The sequence below is a fragment of the Bradyrhizobium sediminis genome (genome assembly GCF_018736105.1).
Classification (GTDB): Bacteria; Pseudomonadota; Alphaproteobacteria; order Rhizobiales; family Xanthobacteraceae; genus Bradyrhizobium.
The window spans coordinates 2,797,808-2,814,787 of the sequence record NZ_CP076135.1 but is presented as its reverse complement, the minus strand read 5'-3'; the positions used below and the strand labels follow the sequence as shown (position 1 = coordinate 2,814,787).

Here is a 16,980-nt window from a genome sequence, read left to right as displayed (position 1 = left end):
TTCCAACGCGCGCCTTTCGCGACATCGGAACGCTTTTAGAGTAGTCGGCTGCCGCTCGCGAGTTCATTTTTGGCACGCAGTCCGGCGCTGGACGCAACGCTCAATCCTAGCTGGATGCCTGCCGTCCGTTGACGATGATGAAATACAGATTGCGGACATAGACCACGAGCCCGAGCGCCTGTCCTGCGATGAAGACCGGATCGCGGCGATACAGCGCGTAGACCAGCAGCAGCACGCCGCCGCCGATCGAAAAGAACCAGAACGCCACCGGGATCACGCTCTTGCGCGCGCGCTCGGAGGCGATCCATTGCACCACGAAGCGCATGGTGAAGAATGCCTGCGCGACAAATCCCAGGATGACCCAGCCGTCGAACTTGATGATGAATACGTCATGAAGGTAGGCAGCGAGTGTGTTGAACAGGTCAGTCATGACTTGTCACCTCGGTCGCAACAGGTGTCGGTTTCTTGCGGCGGATCAGCCACCACACGCCGGCGAGATCCATGATCCCGATCCATAGCCGATCGAAGAAGCCGTAATTTGACACGCCGGAATGGCGCGGCCGGTCGATCACGTCGACATAGGCGATCTCATAGCCCTCGCGGCGCACCAGCGCCGGCAAAAACCGATGCAGCCCGTCGAAATACGGCATCATCAGGAACACGTCGCGGCGGAACGCCTTCAGGCCGCAGCCGGTGTCGCGGGTGCCGTCGCGCAGGATCGCATTGCGCACGCCATTAGCAATGCGCGACTGCATCTTCTTGAAACCGGTGTCCTTGCGTCCGACCCGCTGGCCGGCAACCAGGCCTATGCGGTCGCCGCCCTTTTCGATCGCCGAAATCAGGTCCGGCAGGAACGCCGGATTGTTCTGGCCGTCACCGTCGAGCGTCGCCACGACGGCGCCGCGCGCAGCGCGGACTCCGCTGCGCACCGCCGCCGATTGCCCGGCCGAATTCGCATGCCGGATCTGCCGCAGGTTTGCGCGCGCCTTCATGAGCGCGGCGAGCCGGTCGGCGGTCGCATCGGTCGAGCCGTCATTGACGTAGATGATCTCGTAGGTCCATCGACCATCGAGCGCAGCGGCGATTTCCGCGATCAGCGGCGCCACGTTCTCGGCCTCGTTGCGCACGGGAACAACGATGGAAACGGCCACTTCTGTCGGGTCAGATGAAGGCAAATCGACGCTCGTCGTTGGAATTGGCGTGCAGCCGGAACCGCTGCGCCCGGTGCCGACCCATGATGTCTTGACGCGTTTTCTTCACGCGAACCGGTGTCCACTTCGCTTGAAAACGCTACGGCAACGTCCGCTTCTTATGGGGCGAACGGCCCGCAGGCAACCCTTTTGAGATGCCCCAGCGAGGGTCCCGGAAGCGGCACGATGGCCCCGTCATGGCGGATGGCAAAACCGAGCCGGCGCGCGGCGAACCAGTAACGCACGGCCATCGCACCGATCAGGCCGACCAGTGCGCCGGCCACCACGTCGCTCGGGTGATGGGCCAGCAGCACGAGGCGGCTGAGCGCGATAGCGATCGCGTACACGATCATCACCAGGCGCGCCTGCGGCCACAGCGCGGAAATCGCGAACGCCAGCGCGAAGCTCGTGACGGCATGACCGGAGGGAAAGCTGGCGAAGGCTTCAGTGCCGCCGAAATGCCTGAAGTTGAAGACATTGGCCTCGCCGCCGACGAACGGCCGCCCGCGCCCGACGATCCATTTGAAAACGTCGCCGACGAGGACCGGCACCAGCACCGCGAAGAACACAAATTGCAGACGGGTGCCGAGACCGAGCAGCAGGGATCGCGAATTGCCGCGCAGCGCTGCGGAAACAATCGCAACGACCAATAGCAGGCCTGCCAGCGCCCACAGCACATAGGCGGCTTTGCCGAAATCGGTCAGGATGCGGATCGGCCAAAGGCTGGCGGTGCCGCGCGGCGGCATCAGTGCGATCTCGCGCGCATCCAGCGCGTACATCAGCGCAATGATCGCCGCACTGAGAATGGCGGTGAGCAGCAGGACGTGGCGCGCCGATCGCCGCGCCGCCTCGGCGCGGCGCGAATGCGACGGCGAGCGCACGAGCTGCGCCAGCGACCGCCCTGCGATCGTAAAGAAGCGAGAAAAGTAATTCGAGTATTCGCCGTTACCGGCCCTGGCGGACATCCTATTCCGTTCCTTCGGAGCGGAAGATCGCGATCGAAATCGCCCTGCCCTGCGAGATGTTGTAGCCGTCGATGCGGGTGGCCACGTTGTAGCGCAGCCCAATGGCTTCGGCGCGCGCTGCAAAGCCACGCTCCGAGCGCGCCTCCACCAGTGCGAAGCGGCAACTGCCCTGCTTCAGGAAATCCGCAGCCCCCGATCCATCGGTCAGAAGCGTCGAGGTGCCGTTCATGAAGACCAGGCTCGGCTCGTGAAAACCGGCGGCGGCGGCCTTCGGTCCGACGCAGACGACATTGCGCAGTGCACGGGCAATCTCGGCGCTCGGGAACAGCGGCTTCAATGACGGCAGCACGATGCCGTAGACCGCCATCGCCAGGAACATCGCCGACACCACCGCGTTCAACAGCGAACGCTCGGCGCGGCCGTCCTCATACAGCCACCACGCGAACAGCCCGAAGATCAGCGCCGCCGCAATGAACGGCCACGCCAGGAACACCGGCTGGCGCGTCAGCGCAATCGCACCGACCACGGCAATGACTGACCCGCCGGCCGGAATCACGAACCACCAGGCGGCGCCGCGCATCAGCCATGATCGCGACAGCACCCTGCGCTCCAGCGCGCCGACGGTGAGGATCGCGATCGCCGGATAGAGCGGCAGGACGTAATGCGGCAGTTTGGTCAGCACCAGTTCGAACACGATCCACGACGGGATCAGCCACGCCAGCAGATACTGCGCGCCCGGCTCCCGCCTCGCCCGCCACACCGCCGGCGCCGCCATGCCCGCCAGCGCAGCACCGGGCCAGAACGTCACCCAGAACAGCAGCAGATAAAGGCCGGGCGGCGCGCCGTGGGATTCCTGCGCGGCGAATTTCGCGAGCATGTCACCGCCGATTGAATCGGTGAAGAACGTCTCGCCCGCGCGCCAGAAGATCGCGACGAACCACGGCAGCACCAGCACCAGCATCCACATCAGGCCCCAGACCGGGCGCAGCCGCCACAGCCAGGCCGCCGAGCGGTCGAGGATCGCCAGCGTGACGATCGTCAGCGCGACGAACATCAGGATCAACGGGCCCTTGAGCAGGATGCCGCCGGCCAGCGCGGTCCAGAAGATCGCGGGCCAGGACCATGGCGGGCGCTCGGGGTCCTCGCCGCGCTGCCATGACAGATAGACCCGCGCCAGCGCTCCCATCGCCGCCACCACCGTGAGCAGCAGCATGGCATCGGTCTTGGCGAGCCGCGCCTCGGCGCCGAGCAGCACCGAACTGCACATGATCAAACCGGCGAAGATGGCGCCGCGCCGCGTCACGAACGCCAGCGCGGTCCAGTAGGTCAGCAGCACCGCGCCGATGGCGCCGATCAGGGACGGCACGCGGTACAGCCAGATCCTCAGCTGCGCGCGCGGCAAGCCCAGCGCCGAGGCGGTTTCGACCACGGCCGCCTGCAACCAGTAGATGCCGACCGGTTTCTTGTAGCGGACATCGTCCTGGAAGCGGATGTCGACGAAATCGCCGCTTTCGACCATTTGCTTGGTCGCCTGCGCGAACCGCGCCTCGTCGCGATCGATCGGCGGGATGTTGAAAAAGCCGGGCAGAAACAGGATCAGGCCGCAGACCAGCAGGAAGGCCGCCGCGCGGACGTGGCTGGCCGCCACGAGGTCAATGACGCTGGCAAGCCGGCTACCCGGATTTGCCCGGTTCTTCGGCTCGCGCGGCTCTCCAAATCGGGGACGGGCATGGGTCTCGACCATTGGTTCCGCATACGCCGAAACCGCTATCGCTACAACCGGTTAGGTGTCCTCTATTGAATTCTGATGACAACTGTGTCCGCGGCGCCCACAGCGTCGATCACGGTCAGTCGGGCAAAGCCCGGCCCGGGCGGATCGACCAGCCGCTGGCGGCGGCCGTCGAATTCGCCCACCGAGACGCCGTTGACCAGCATGGTCATCGGAAGCACGCCGCCGGCGACCTTCACCGGCATCGCCGCGAACTGACTGCCGGCCGAGCGATCGACATCGATCCGCGATCCGTTAAGAGGAAACTGGATGCGCGGGGCCTGATCGCTGCCGGTGCGCACCAGTTCCCCGGCCGGGCGGAACCGGCGCAGCGGCAGCGGCAGCTTGGCATTGCTGGCCAGCAGCGCACCCTTGGGCGGCTTCGGCAGGGCTGCCGGCAATTTCCCGGTGCGGGCGAAGGCATCGAACAGGATCGGTGCTGCCGCGGTGCGCCCGACCAGACCCGGCACCGGCGCACCGTCAGGCCGTCCGACCCAGACCCCAATGGTGGTGCGGCCGTCGAAGCCGACCGACCAGGCATCGCGATAGCCGTAGCTGGTGCCGGTCTTGAACGCGATCCGATTGTGCGCGGCATTTTCCGGCGGCGGCGTACCGATCAGCACGTTGCCGACCTGCCAGGCCGCAACCTGATCCATCAGGCGCAGCGGCTCCCGCACGTCGTCCGTTGCCTTCACGATCTCGCGCAGCGGCCGCGTATGGCCGAGCCGTGCCAGCCCCGAATAGAGCTGCACCAGATCCTGCAGCGTGACGCCGACGCCGCCGAGGCCCATGGCGAGGCCCGGCGCCTCGTCCTTCGGCAGCACCAGATTGGCGCCGGCCTGCTTCAGCCGCGACGACAGCCGGCTCGAGCCGACGCGATCCAGCAAGGCGATCGCCGGCACGTTGAGCGACAGCTGCAGCGCCTTGCGCACCGGCACCGTGCCCTGAAAGGTCATGTCGAAATTTTCCGGTGCATAGGAGCCGAACCGGATCGGCCGGTCGTCGATCAGGCTTTCCGGATGGACAAAGCCGTCTTCGAAGGCGAGACCGTAGATGAACGGTTTCAGGGTCGACCCGGGCGAGCGCACCGCGCGGGTCATATCGACCTGTCCGGCGCGGCGGTCGTCGAAATAATCGGGGGAGCCGACATGCGCCAGCACGTCGCCGCTCTCATTGTCGACCGCGACGATCGCCACGGATATGTTCGGACCGAGCGCGGCCGCGCGGTCGCGCGCCAGCGCTTCCAGCACCTTCTGCAACCCGGAATCCACCGTCAGCCGGATCACCGGCGCATCCTTCACCGTGGCGATGGCCTGATCGGCGGAATGCGGTGCGAGTATCGGCATCGGCTTGCGCAGCCTTGGCACCGCAACCGCCTTCGCCTGAGCCGCTTCCTCCGCCGGCAGGCGGCCGTCCTCAACCATGCGGTCGAGCACGCGGTCGCGGGCTGTCCGCGCGACGTCGGGGTGACGATCGAGGCGGCGGGTTTCCGGCGATTGCGGCAGCGCCACCAGCAGCGCCGATTCCGCCAGCGACAGCCGTTTCGGCTCCTTGCCGAAATAGGCAATCGAGGCGGCGCGGACGCCCTCGAGATTGCCGCCGAACGGCGCCAGCGCCAGATAGAGATCGAGGATCTGGCCCTTGGTCAGTTGGCGCTCGATCTGGACCGCGCGGACCATCTGGCGCAGCTTGGCATGGACCGAGCGCTCGCGGCGCGGCTCGATCAGCCGCGCCAGCTGCATCGTGATGGTCGAGCCGCCGGAGACGATGCGACCGTGGGTGACGAACTGGAGCGCGGCGCGGCCCAATGCCTGCGGGTCGACGCCATGGTGCGAATAGAAACGCCGGTCTTCATAAGCCAGCAGCAGCTTGAGATAGGACGGATCGACGCCGGTTCGCGCGTCGACCGGCAGCCGCCAGCGGCCGTCAGCCATGGCATAGGCGCGCAAGAGCTTGCCGTTGCGGTCGACGATCGTCGCCGAAATCTGGCGGGCCTGCTGCAGCGGCAAGGGGCCGAGCGAGACGACCCATGCCGCGAAGGCGCCGGCGAGGATCAGGCAAGCCGCAGCCAACGCCGCCGCGACCAGCTTGATCCGCCGCCAGCGTCGCGCCGTCGGCACTATGGCAGTCTCTCCGCTCATTTTGCCGGACGCACCTCGATCGCGCCGGTGCCGGTGCGGCCGTAGCGCGAGGGATTGTACATGTCCTCGACATAGGCCTGCGGCAGCACATATTTGCCGGGCGACACCGCGCGGACCACATAGGCCACCGTGAACACCGCTTTGTCGTCGCTGGCGCGATCGATGGCTGCGGTGAAGCGGTCGTCGCGGAACTCGGTATTTTCCGGCTCCTCACCGTCCTCGATCCAGTCCAGCGTGCCGGTGTCGCCCGACGACACCAGATGCGGATTGTCGATCTCGAAGCCAGCCGGCAGATAATCTGCCACCATGATGTGACCGTATTCCGGCTTGGCCTCGGTGATCTTCAACACCACCGCGAAGCGATCGTTCTGCTTGGCCTTCGAGACGTCGGCCGGCTTGCCGTCGAGCGTGAAGTAATTGCGCTCGATCTTGAAGCCGTTCGATGCCGCCGGTTCCGGCGTGATCGGCGAACCGGAGACAGCGACCACCGCCTGTACCGGGGTATCGCCGGTGTTGGTGATCTTGATCGGCCCGCCGGCCACCTCCGCCGCCTTGTAGCTGCGATAAACCGCAGTCTTGGCCGACGCGCCGTTGATGTCGAGGGCCATGGTTTCCCTGGCCAGAGCGCGCGAGGCCAGCACCAGCCAGGCGTTCTCTTGCGTGGATGTGTAAGGCGTCAGCCCGCGCGCGGTCTCGACCCGGGCAACCGCCTGCGTCAGGGTCGCCTTCGGCGCATTGCCTTCGCTCGCGAGCGAAACCAGTGCCGCGGCATCGCGCAAGGCGCTGCCGTAGTCGACCCGGCCGAACTCGATCACCGGCTTCGGCGCGAGGCTTTCGAGCGCAGCCGCATAGACCCGCTCCGCCCTGCCCTTGTCGCCGACCAGCGCCAACGCCGCCGCCAGTTGCGACTTTGCAATCGGGGTGGCGAGGTTGCCGAGCTTGGTGTCGGCGAGATAGCGCAGATCGCCGATCGGCGCTGCGCCGTTGCGGGCGAGCACGTAGAGGCCGTAGGCCAGGTCGCGGCCGCCGTCCTTTTCAGGCTCGTTGGCGTTGACGACGGAGTTGCGGATGCGATCGAGCGCGCTCTTGAATGACACATCCGGCACCGCAAATCCCTTTTCACGGGCGCGGGTCAGGAAGTCCGTGACATAGGCGTCGAGCCAGGCGTCGTCGCCACCGGCCGACCACAGCCCGAACGAACCGTTCGAGCCCTGTCGCGCCAGCAGCCGGTCGATCGCATCCCTGATGCGCTGATCGACCGCGCTATCCATCGCCAGATGCGCGCCCGCCGCCAGATCGTTGACGTAGAGCAGCGGCATCGCGCGGCTGGTGATCTGTTCCGAACAGCCATGCGGATAGCGGTCGAGCGCCTTCAGGATGGTCGCGGCGTCGAGCGCGGTCGACAGGCTGACCGACAGCGACACGCCGCCGGTGCCCTGCACCAGATCCGAGAACATGTCTGACGTCAGCGTCAGGCTCTCGCCCTTGGCCAGCGTGCGGATCGAGCGGCGCGCCAATATCTGCGTCGCCGCCTTGACGTCGAGCGCATAGTGCCGCGCCAGCGTCAGCCCGTTCGGTCCCTTGATATCGACATCGATGTTCGCGGTTCCGGCGCCGCCGGCATCGAGCGCCAGCGACATCGACGTTCGCTGCTTGGCGGCGAGTTTTACGGTGGTGGCAGGATTGCCTGTGACTTTCACCGGACCTGTGGTCTTGACGCTGATGGCGTAGTCGCCCGCCGCGCCCTCGACGTTGTCGAGGTCGAAACTCATGGTGCCCTTGTCGCCATTGAGCAGGAAGCGCGGCAATGTCGCCGTCAGCACCACGGGATCGCGGATCGTGACATCTGTCGTGGCGCGGCCGAGCTTTGTCGATGTCCACGCCACCGCCATCACCCGTGCGGTGCCGGCGAACTCCGGTATTTCGAAATTGATCATGGCCGTGCCGTCGGCGGCGACCGTGACAATGCCGGAATACAGTGCCAGCGGCTTTTGCGTCGGCGGGCTGCCCTGCAGCTCGGCGCCGGCGGAGTCGCCGCCGGTCCTGATCTGGCCGCGGGTGCCCTGCATGCCGTCGATCAGCTGCCCGTAGAGGTCGCGGATTTCAGACGTCATCCGGCGCTGGCCGAGATAGTAATCGTCGGGCGCCGGCGGCTTGTAGTTGGTCAGATTGAGAATGCCGACATCGACGGCGGCGACCACGATCTTGGCGTCCTCGCCGGGATTGAGTCCGCCGAGCTTGACCGGAATCTTCAGCGCGGTTCCCGGCCGCACCAGGGCCGGCGGCGAGAGGTTGACTGCAAGCGTGCGGGTCTTCTTGTCGATGCTGAACCATTTCAGCCCGATGGCGCGACCGGGCATCCGCAGTGCGGCGGCCTCGAGCGGACGGCGCAGCGTCGCCACCACATAGGCGCCGGTGCCCCAGTCCTTGCCGACGGGAATCTTGACCTGAGCGGTGCCTTGCTTGACGTCAGTGGTTTGCGTGGTCAGCAGCCGGTCGCCCAGCACGTTGATGGTCAGCTTGCCGGAAGAGCGCGCGTTGACCGATACCACCATGGTGTCGCCGGACTGGTATTCCGGCTTGTCGATCGAGGTTTCCAGCAGGTCCGGCGTATCGGCGCTGCCATCGGAATACCAGCCGACATCGAACTGCACCGACGTGATCGGCCCGTCGGCCTCGGTGGACTTGACATCGAGGCGGTAGCGGCCGGGCTGCGGCAGCAGCGTCACGCGCGCAGGCTTGTCGGCGGCGAGGTTGAGGTCGCCGTCACCGACCCGCTTGGTCGATTTGACCGGCTCGTACTCCCAGGACGAATTCTGGCGGTACCATTGATAGCGGGATTCGATCTTCAGGAGTTCATAGCGCAGGCCGCTGCGGGCGAGCTGCTTGCCGTCGGGCGCGACGAACACCACGTCGAACTCGGCCTTGTCACCCTCGGCGACGCTCTTGTCGCCGAACAGCGGCTTGACCCCGATCAGCGCGGTTGAGGGCTGCACCGGCAACACCAGCTTGCGCTCGACGGCGCGGCCGCCGGCCTCCGTCATCCTGATGAATATCTGCGCTTCCTGCGGGCGCGTCGATGACGGCGGCTTGGCGAGGCTGACCGGGAAGGTCGCAATGCCATTGGCGTCAGCCTCGGGCAGGTTTTCGATCGGCGTGCGCTCGTTGCTGGAGGTCTCCTCGTCGGCGACACCGAACTGATAGCCGGGATAGCCAGGACGACCCGAGGCCGCCGGCGCGACCAGCATGTCGCCTTCCAGCTGAAGGCCGGAAGCCGGCGCGCCATAAAGGAAACGACCGGCCACCTTAAGTTCCACTGGAACTTCAGCTTTGATCTGTTTCTCCTTGCCGGTCAGCTCGAACTCGATCCGTTCGGGGATGTAATCCTCGACCATGAAGCTGGTTTCGCCCACGGAAGCGCCCTTGGGATCGGTAAAGGCGCGCGCCCGCCAGGTCCCGGTCGGGACCGCGGAATTGAGCGGCACGGCCAGGGACCGGCCGCCGGCGCCCTGGTCCGGCAACACGGCGCGGCGGTATTCGACGCCGTCGGGGCGTTCGATCACCAGCGTCAGCGGGCCGCCGGTGACGGCATTGCCCTGCCCGTCGCGCACCAGCGCGGTGAGGTAGACCGTCTCGTTGGAGCGATAGACGCCGCGCTCGGCGTAGACGAAGGCGTCGGCGCCTGCGGGCACCGCCCGGCCGGAAACGCCGCGGTCGGACAGGTCGAAGGCATTGGATTTCAGGCTGAGGAATGCATAGTCGGCCTTCTCGCCTGACACCGTCAGCATCGCCGGAGAAAGGCCGCCCTCGCCTCGCGCCAGCCCCGCCTCGAACAGCACATGGCCGCTCTCATCGGTCTTGCGGGTGGCGAGAATCTCGTTGTTGCGCGCCACCAGCCGTACCTCGGCCTTGCCCACCGGCTCGGTCGAGGCCAGCGAATTGACGAAGACGTGGATACCGTCATTGCCGGAGAATGCGGTCAGGCCGAGGTCGGAAACGATGAACCACTGGGTCGCCAGCGAGCCGTCGCTGTCGCTGCCCGGGCCTTTGGCTTCGGCGGTCATGACGTAGACGCCCGGCTGCAGGTCACCGAGGGCCTGGTCGACCGGGAACGCTGTCGTGACGTCCTGATTGAGGGTGGTCGCGGTGGCGAGTTCCCCCGACCAGACCTTGACGCCGCGCTCGTCGCCGAGGTCGGAGAGTTCGTATTTGCTGAGCGCCCGCTGGAAATCGGCGCCGATCACGGTGTTGATCAGATTGCGGTCGCCGATCCGGAACACATTGACGGACACCGCAGGCGTATTGACGCTGACCACGGGGATGCCGCGCTGGCCGGTGCGCGGCAACACATAGGCCCGCCCGGTGAAGCGCACGAACGGCTTGCGGTCGCGCACATAGATGTTGAACTCGGCCGATTTCGGCAGGGTTTCCTTGACCGTGGACGGCAGCCCAGCGCGCAGATTGATGTTGTAGCGCTCGCCGTGCTTGAGGCCGTCGATACACAACTGCTTGCCTTCCGCCGACAGCGCCGGCTTGTCGCTTCCTGCCAGCGCCAGGAATGGCGCGAAATCGACGCGCTTGGCGAGTTCTTCCGAGAACTGGAAACAGGCACGCGGCGAGGCCGCGTCGGAATCCACGGTGTAATCGAGCAGCCGGAAGCCGTGCTGGTCGCGCATTTTCTCGTACTGGCCGCGCACCTCGGCGACTTCGCGCAGGTCGAGCGACAGCCGCAGGCTATCGAGCGCCGGGCGCCACAGCTTGCGTTCGGACATCGCGCGGCCGAGCACCGCGAGCGCGTCGGCCTCTTCGCCGGCATTGCCGGCGCGCTGATAGGCGATATAGGCCGCGGTCGAGGCGCGCTCCAGCAGGAAGGTCTGTTCGCTGCTGCTGGCGGAGCGGATCTGGAAAATGGTCCGGGCCAACTTCAGCCAGTTGACACTGTCCTCCGGGGTCGTGGCGGCGATTTGCCCGAGGATCTGCAGCCCGGTGCGGAAATCGCTGCGCTTGAAGGCGGCATCGGCATCGGTTTTCAGGGTGGCGTTGGTCTTGGCCACCGCTCCGGCTTCGCTCTTGATCTGGGCTTCCAGCTTGACCGCCGAATCGGCCAGATCGTCGCGTTTGAAGGCCTTATCCGCCGCCTGCGCCGTGACCAGGCCAAGCGCCAGCGTTGCGCAAAGGGCTGCGGCGCGAACCAAACCAATCATGATGGAGCTCCTTGGGCCGCGGACAAACGCCGCGTAATGGACAGAAGTGCGCGAAAAGGTGACGGACTGATGGCCGCGAATGGGATCAGCGAAAAAGCCGCATAAAGCATCGGGCGAAGCGAGCCTCTGGGCGGCAGCCGGGAGCCGGCTGCGGCGCAGCATTGCGTTGAGGGCGGACCAGGCGCAACGGCCCACCGTTTGGCTATGTCGCCTGAAAGCGGAAAAGGGTTCGGAAAGGGCTTGGCCGGGCAGCGGATTTTTCATATTGGCAGTGCTATTGATACCCCGACGGTCCCATAGCTCAACTGGATAGAGTAACGGATTTCTACTCCGTGGGTTGCAGGTTCGAATCCTGCTGGGATCGCCAGTTGCGCCTTCGTTTTCAATCCCGCCGTTCGCACGGCCGACGCTCTCAAATACTCCGGACCGCCACCGCAACGTGCTCAGTCCGCTCTGTTCTGGCGTTCGCCTGGACATCGATGAAGGGATCGCGGACATGGCAGAACCGGGAAATGAGATGAGAAGGCCGAACCTCCCCTTCTCCAGCTGCGACGCCGCGATCATAAATTAACCATGTCGCCCCCCGCGACCTTCAAGAATGTCGCTTCACCGCATTGTTCGGATGAACGCGGGGGTGAACTTGCAAAAAGCGGAGCGTGGCGGCGGCGGCTTGGCCAAACTCTGCCAGTTCGTGCTAGATCTTGATGAATTTTGGGGCAGGACATGAAGCACGAGACCGGGCTTGGCTCGAAGCCAGACAAGAAGGCAATCGCCAACGCCATCCAGCGCCATCTGGACGCCAACGGTCTGGCGAGGAAGGACCTCATTCGCGAACACCTCTCGAAATCGTCGATCGAGAAGCTGTTCCAGGGCGACTTCACCGAGCGCACCCTGAACAAGGTCGAGGGCATCCTGAAGACCAGTTTTCAGAAGCCCCCCGCGGTCAAGGACACCGCCGCCAAATCGGTCGGCGGCTATGTCTTCGATGCCGTCGAATATCTGCAAGGCGACTATCTCTGCGTTCGTCCGATGTTCGCCAACCCCGCCAGCTTCAATGCCTATCTGATTACGATTGCCTGGAGCGACCAGCAGAATTGCCTCGTCTTCGAGGAGAAATCGCGCTTCGACGGCAAGTACCGGCAGCAGGGCACGGTCTACATTCCGTTCGGAACCTCGTTCATGAACTTGGTGAGTTCGAGCGCGGGCAACGTGCGGACCATCCTGCTGTCGCTTCCGGATTCCGAAGACATGATGCGCGGCATCATCTCGACGCTGAGCAACCCCAAGGGCTCGATCTACATTCCCGTTGCCGCCCCGATCGTGCTGCGCAAATTGCAAACTGGGGAAATGCCGGAACTCGGTGTGATCTCAAAGGACAACAGCCGCTACGGCGAATACCAGTCCTGGCTGGCGACCGTGCTGACCGAGCAATTCGGGATCTTCGCGGTCCCGCAGCCGTCCGCGCCACGGAAGACTAAGCGCGTCGCCAAACGCTGATCGCGACTGCGCCCGCACGAAGTCCGCCAACGCCAATCCTTGCACCGCCAATGAAAAGACCCCGGATCGCTCCGGGGCTTCTTGCCTATCATCAAGCCCCGCGGGCGATTTCGCGCGATGTCAGTAGCCGCAGGAGAAGCAGCGCGGCGGCGTCGCCACGTAATATTCGCGCGCGGGCGCGACCATCTCGACGCGCTGGCGGGTGGCATATTGCGGCGGGGTCCGCTCGTACTGCACGCCTTCAGGCGCCACCATCACGGTCTGCGGCACCATGACGGTCCGGTACTGCGCGGGCGTGCGATGCGCGATGACAGCGCCGGGCGACACCATCACGGTTTCCTCGACGGTGCGATACTGCGGCGGCACGACCTGACGCTGATAGCAGGTGGCGCAGGGCTGCGGCGGCGGCACATAGCATCCCTGGCATTGCGCGGACGCCGCAGTCGGAAGCGCGATTGCTGTGACGGCCGAAGCGATCAGTGCTGCGTATACGCGTGACATAGTCATTGGGTGCCTTCCCCGTGTGGCTTGAAAAAATGCAGATCTGCAAAGTGTTTTGCGGCTTCGATCGTCAACGAGAGAGGCAAATTTCCCTTTAAGGGAAATCATTAACGAAGCGTTTCCGTCAGGTTTGTTGCCGGATTGAATGGCGCGAACTGGCCCTGCCCTCGGGAAATGTCCATACTGGACGAAGCGCTACCCCAAGGAACCCGATCGTTGGAACAGATGCCCTGCTCAGCTCCTCGCGTTCGATTCGTATTCGCGGTTTGCGCCGCGCTCATGTGCAGCCCTGCCGGCGTGATCGCGCAATCTCCGCTCCACACCCAACCCAATCAAAAGGAAAAGCAGAAGCTCGCCGAACAGATCGCCGCCGAGGGCCTCAACTGCCCCAGGGTCGGCGTGGTCGACGACGCCGGCAAGGACGACCGCGGCACGATGATCCGCATCCACTGCCGCTCCCTGAACGGCTCTGCCAGCTGGGACGTCCGCGGCATCGCCGCCAAGGGCACTGACGGCTTGCGTTTCGAGGCCTGGTGAAGCTCCTCAATCGCGCGCATTGTTTCCCGCCGTTGGACCCCAACGGCGATGATCCAAATCCTGCTATAGTCGGAGGCCGGCCGGACACGCCAACATGAAGAACGGGCTCTACTCGGTTCACATCCAGATGGGCGACGGCGTCAAGGGGCGGGCCAGCGGGGTGATCGTGCTTCGCGACGGCCGGATCTATGGCGGCGATCCCTATTTCTGGTCGGTAGGCTCCTACACGGTCAGGGATGGCACCTGGAAGGGCGATCTCGTCACCAACCAGCACACACCGTACCGCGACCCCACCGCGCGGCCGGTCTTCGGCGGCCGCGAGGTCACGACCGGCTTTTCCGGAACCTGGCGCGACGATACTTCGGAGGTGTTCGGCACCTCGCTGGTGGGCACGAGGAGCATCAGTTTTCACGCGACATTGCGCCGGTTGGCCGACTGACGCCGTTCGAGTCGGGAAGCATTGCTGCCGACGCAGACGGGCAGGATCACGCGTTTAGAATCCGGGATAACTTTCGCCGCCGCGTTGCGCCCGCGCACGGCTTGAGAAACACTGAGCGCCTGGGACGGGCGTGCGGGGGCGTACCATGAGCAAGCAGGACGCGGGTTACGACTACAATCGCTACAGGATATTGCTGGCTGAGGCGGTCGACGAAACCAAGCGGCTGGAGCTGATCGAGCTCATGATCAGGGAGAAGGCCCGCGAGAGGCTGGAGGCGCAGCGCACCTCCGATCGGGTTGCCATGACGGCGGCAACCGTATCCAGGATCCTCGGACCGATCGCCGGAAGCCGCCGCGACAGATTCAAGTTCGATTAGCGCCCGGATAGGGCGCCCCCTGACGCCGCACCATGCCGGCAAAGCGGGCGCTCGCCATCATTTTTCCGTCGCATACATCAGGACCGAGCCGACCAGAGCGACCAACGCCAGCGTCAACAGGCAATATTGCAATACCGCAAGCGCCTGCCTCGGCGCCTCGGTCGCGCTCGTCATGTCGTAAATGAGCCAGCCGGAAGTCACAGCACTCATCAGCATCACCTTCGGCCATCTGCCCTGCACGGAAGCCCCCCAAGCGTTATTGCAGCCCTTTGACGCTGGTATTTTGCCCCGGGTTCACCTAGTAAGCGCGAAAGCGATTATCCCCGGTCTCACAATCGACAAGGCCCGTTTAATGAGTGGATTCAAGGAACCGAGCTTTGCGGACCGTCAAAAGGCGGCGCAGCAGGCAAGGAAGGACATTTTGAACAAGTTCCGCGCCCAGCCGGGGCCGGACGATCCGGAGGTTGCCAAGCGGCGGGCCGAGCGCGAGGCGCAGGCTGCGGAGCGGGCCAAGGCCAAGGAGGCGCGCGAAGCCGCCAAGGCCGAGCAAAAGGCGCGCGAGGCTCAGGCCGCCGCCGAGGCCGCGGCGCAGCTCGCACGCGAAAAGGAAGAGGCGATCGCCCGCGAGGCCGCACTCGAGGCGGAACGCAAGGCCGCGCGCGACGCGCGTTATGCCGCCCGCAAGACCAAGGGCAAGAAGCGGTAGCGTTCGGGTCGATCGAAGGCATCACAGGCCCGCCGATCGAGGCGAGCCTGCGGAGTGCGGAAGCGGCGAGGCTTACTTCTTCATTCCATCGTCTTTCTTCATGCCGTCTTTGGACATGGCGTCCTTCTTCATGCCGTCCTTCGCCATGGCGTCGTCCTTCTTCATGCCGTCCTTGGACATGGTGTCCTTCTTCATGGCGTCGTCCTTGCCCATCTTGTCCTGGGCGAAGGCGGCAGGTGCCAGCGCCAGGCTGAGCGAGATGGCGGCGGCCGAAATTCCGAGTGCGAAGCGGGTGCTGATCGTCATTGGCTGGTCTTTCCTTTGAAACCGTTTTGAAAGCGACTGATGCCGCTATGGTTCAGGACGGACCCGCGATGATCTTTGTTACCTGCCGATTGAAAAATTATCGGCCTGACGGCTCTTAGCGCCGGCTACGGGGGTCAGGAAAAGTACCCCAATCCGTCTTCTTTCCGTCGAATCTGCCGGCAAGTGTGCGCTGCAACAAAATCAAGCCGGCGCTCTATCTATCAGGCTGGACAAGAATCCGGCATATGTCCTGAACGCCGGGCCGGCTCCAAGGAGAACGCCATGCTGACACGCCGCCAAACCCTCATGGCTGCGGTTGCTGCGCCCGCGATCCTGCGTTTCGGGGCCGGAACGGCGCAGGCCGCAACCACGCTGAAAATCTCGCACCAGTTTCCCGGCGGCACCATCGACAACGGCGATTTCCGCGACCGACTCTGCCGGATGTTCGCGGCCGAAGTCGCAAGGCGCAGCGGCGGCGAGATCGCAGCCGTAGTCTATCCGAACTCATCGCTGATGAAGACCCACGCGCAATTCTCAGCAATGCGCAAAGGCGCCCTCGACATCAGCCTGTATCCCCTGCCCTATGCCGGCAGCGAATTGCCGGAAACCAATATCGGCCTGATGCCGGGGCTGGTCTCGACCTACGATCAGGGTCTGCGCTGGAAGGGCCAGCCGGTCGGCAAGGCGCTGATGGATTTCTTGGCCGACAAGAGCATCATCATCCTGACCTGGGTGTGGCAGGCCGGCGGCGTCGCCAGCCGCTCCAAGCCGATGATAGCCCCCGAGGACGCCAAGGGCCTCAAGGTCCGCGGCGGTTCGCGCGAGATGGATATGGTGCTGCAGACCGCGGGTGCCGCGGTGCTGTCGGTACCCTCGAACGAACTCTATGCGGCGATGCAGACCGGCGCCTGCGACGCCGGCATCACTTCTTCCACCAGCCTGATCTCGTTCCGTCTCGAGGAAGTCGCAAAAAGCCTGACTTCGGGCGCCGACGCTTCCTACTGGTTCATGATGGAGCCGCTTTTGATGTCGAAGACGATTTTCGACAAGTTGCCGAAGAATCAGCAGGACATCATCCTCAGCGTGGGTGCCGAACTTGAAGCCTTCGGCAAGAATGGCGCGCAGGGCGACGACATCGAAGTCGCCAAGGTCTATGAAAAAGTCGGCGCCAAGGTCAGCAAGCTCGACAAGGCCATCGTGGGCAAGTGGCGCGACATTGCGCGCGATACCGCATGGCGGGACTATAGTGCCAGGACGGCGACCTCGGCCAACCTGCTGAAGCTCGCGATCGACGTCTCCCTGTGATGCCCTTTACAAAAATCGCGAAAACAACCCCATGCAAAGTAAGCG

General features: G+C 64.8%; 15 protein-coding genes and 1 tRNA gene. 7 read left to right on the top strand and 9 right to left on the bottom strand.

Features of this window, described 5'->3' with window-relative positions:
* Window positions 1-106 precede the first annotated feature (106 nt).
* From KMZ68_RS13410 to KMZ68_RS13385, 6 genes are all read right to left on the bottom strand, one after another.
* The gene (locus tag KMZ68_RS13410) at window positions 107-430 is read right to left on the bottom strand and encodes a lipid-A-disaccharide synthase N-terminal domain-containing protein (protein WP_215611790.1); all 324 of its coding nucleotides are present in this window, start codon (window positions 428-430) and stop codon (window positions 107-109) included.
* Window positions 423-1,151, bottom strand: a complete 729-nt coding sequence (locus KMZ68_RS13405; protein ID WP_371741327.1) for a glycosyltransferase family 2 protein — start codon at window positions 1,149-1,151, stop codon at window positions 423-425. The genes KMZ68_RS13410 and KMZ68_RS13405 overlap by 8 nt, the downstream gene beginning before the upstream one ends.
* A 158-nt stretch (window positions 1,152-1,309) precedes the next feature.
* A complete protein-coding gene (locus KMZ68_RS13400) occupies window positions 1,310-2,155 on the bottom strand; it encodes a phosphatase PAP2 family protein (RefSeq protein WP_215611788.1) in 846 nt (281 codons plus the stop codon).
* A gap of 1 nt (window position 2,156) precedes the next feature.
* Window positions 2,157-3,899 (bottom strand): ArnT family glycosyltransferase, encoded by a 1,743-nt coding sequence (locus tag KMZ68_RS13395; RefSeq protein ID WP_215611787.1) that lies wholly within the window; start codon window positions 3,897-3,899, stop codon window positions 2,157-2,159.
* Between the two features lie 50 nt (window positions 3,900-3,949).
* The gene (pbpC, locus tag KMZ68_RS13390) at window positions 3,950-6,064 is read right to left on the bottom strand and encodes a penicillin-binding protein 1C (RefSeq protein WP_215611786.1); all 2,115 of its coding nucleotides are present in this window, start codon (window positions 6,062-6,064) and stop codon (window positions 3,950-3,952) included.
* Window positions 6,061-11,268 (bottom strand): alpha-2-macroglobulin family protein, encoded by a 5,208-nt coding sequence (locus KMZ68_RS13385; protein WP_215611785.1) that lies wholly within the window; start codon window positions 11,266-11,268, stop codon window positions 6,061-6,063. The genes pbpC and KMZ68_RS13385 overlap by 4 nt, the downstream gene beginning before the upstream one ends.
* Window positions 11,269-11,558: 290 nt before the next feature.
* Between KMZ68_RS13385 and KMZ68_RS13380 the strand changes: the two genes are divergently transcribed.
* Together KMZ68_RS13380 and KMZ68_RS13375 are read left to right on the top strand one after the other, a co-directional pair.
* Window positions 11,559-11,635 (top strand) — tRNA-Arg (locus KMZ68_RS13380).
* A 356-nt stretch (window positions 11,636-11,991) separates the two neighbouring features.
* Complete coding sequence (locus KMZ68_RS13375) at window positions 11,992-12,765, top strand: hypothetical protein (protein WP_215611784.1); 774 nt, start codon at window positions 11,992-11,994, stop codon at window positions 12,763-12,765.
* Between the two features lie 120 nt (window positions 12,766-12,885).
* Here KMZ68_RS13375 and KMZ68_RS13370 read toward each other — a convergent pair whose 3' ends face one another.
* Window positions 12,886-13,266: a hypothetical protein gene (locus KMZ68_RS13370; RefSeq protein ID WP_215616322.1), complete on the bottom strand. Its 381-nt coding sequence runs from the start codon at window positions 13,264-13,266 to the stop codon at window positions 12,886-12,888.
* Between the two features lie 279 nt (window positions 13,267-13,545).
* On the opposite strand from KMZ68_RS13370, the gene KMZ68_RS13365 reads away from it, so the two are divergent.
* The 3 genes from KMZ68_RS13365 to KMZ68_RS13355 all read left to right on the top strand — a co-directional run bounded on the left by KMZ68_RS13365 (window position 13,546) and on the right by KMZ68_RS13355 (window position 14,618).
* Complete coding sequence (locus KMZ68_RS13365) at window positions 13,546-13,803, top strand: hypothetical protein (protein ID WP_215611783.1); 258 nt, start codon at window positions 13,546-13,548, stop codon at window positions 13,801-13,803.
* Window positions 13,804-13,897: 94 nt separating this feature from the next.
* A complete protein-coding gene (locus KMZ68_RS13360; protein ID WP_215611782.1) occupies window positions 13,898-14,242 on the top strand; it encodes a GrlR family regulatory protein in 345 nt (114 codons plus the stop codon).
* A gap of 145 nt (window positions 14,243-14,387) precedes the next feature.
* Window positions 14,388-14,618: a hypothetical protein gene (locus KMZ68_RS13355; RefSeq protein ID WP_215611781.1), complete on the top strand. Its 231-nt coding sequence runs from the start codon at window positions 14,388-14,390 to the stop codon at window positions 14,616-14,618.
* 57 nt (window positions 14,619-14,675) lie between these two features.
* Here KMZ68_RS13355 and KMZ68_RS13350 read toward each other — a convergent pair whose 3' ends face one another.
* The gene (locus tag KMZ68_RS13350; protein WP_215611780.1) at window positions 14,676-14,828 is read right to left on the bottom strand and encodes a hypothetical protein; all 153 of its coding nucleotides are present in this window, start codon (window positions 14,826-14,828) and stop codon (window positions 14,676-14,678) included.
* Window positions 14,829-14,970: 142 nt separating this feature from the next.
* Here KMZ68_RS13350 and KMZ68_RS13345 point away from each other — a divergent pair, with 142 nt between their 5' ends.
* Window positions 14,971-15,324, top strand: a complete 354-nt coding sequence (locus KMZ68_RS13345; RefSeq protein WP_215616321.1) for a DUF6481 family protein — start codon at window positions 14,971-14,973, stop codon at window positions 15,322-15,324.
* A gap of 72 nt (window positions 15,325-15,396) precedes the next feature.
* Here KMZ68_RS13345 and KMZ68_RS13340 read toward each other — a convergent pair whose 3' ends face one another.
* Window positions 15,397-15,630, bottom strand: coding sequence for a pentapeptide MXKDX repeat protein (locus KMZ68_RS13340; protein ID WP_215611779.1), 234 nt, complete (start codon window positions 15,628-15,630; stop codon window positions 15,397-15,399).
* Between the two features lie 282 nt (window positions 15,631-15,912).
* Between KMZ68_RS13340 and dctP the strand changes: the two genes are divergently transcribed.
* Complete coding sequence (dctP, locus tag KMZ68_RS13335) at window positions 15,913-16,935, top strand: TRAP transporter substrate-binding protein DctP (protein WP_215611778.1); 1,023 nt, start codon at window positions 15,913-15,915, stop codon at window positions 16,933-16,935.
* Window positions 16,936-16,980: the final 45 nt, after the last annotated feature.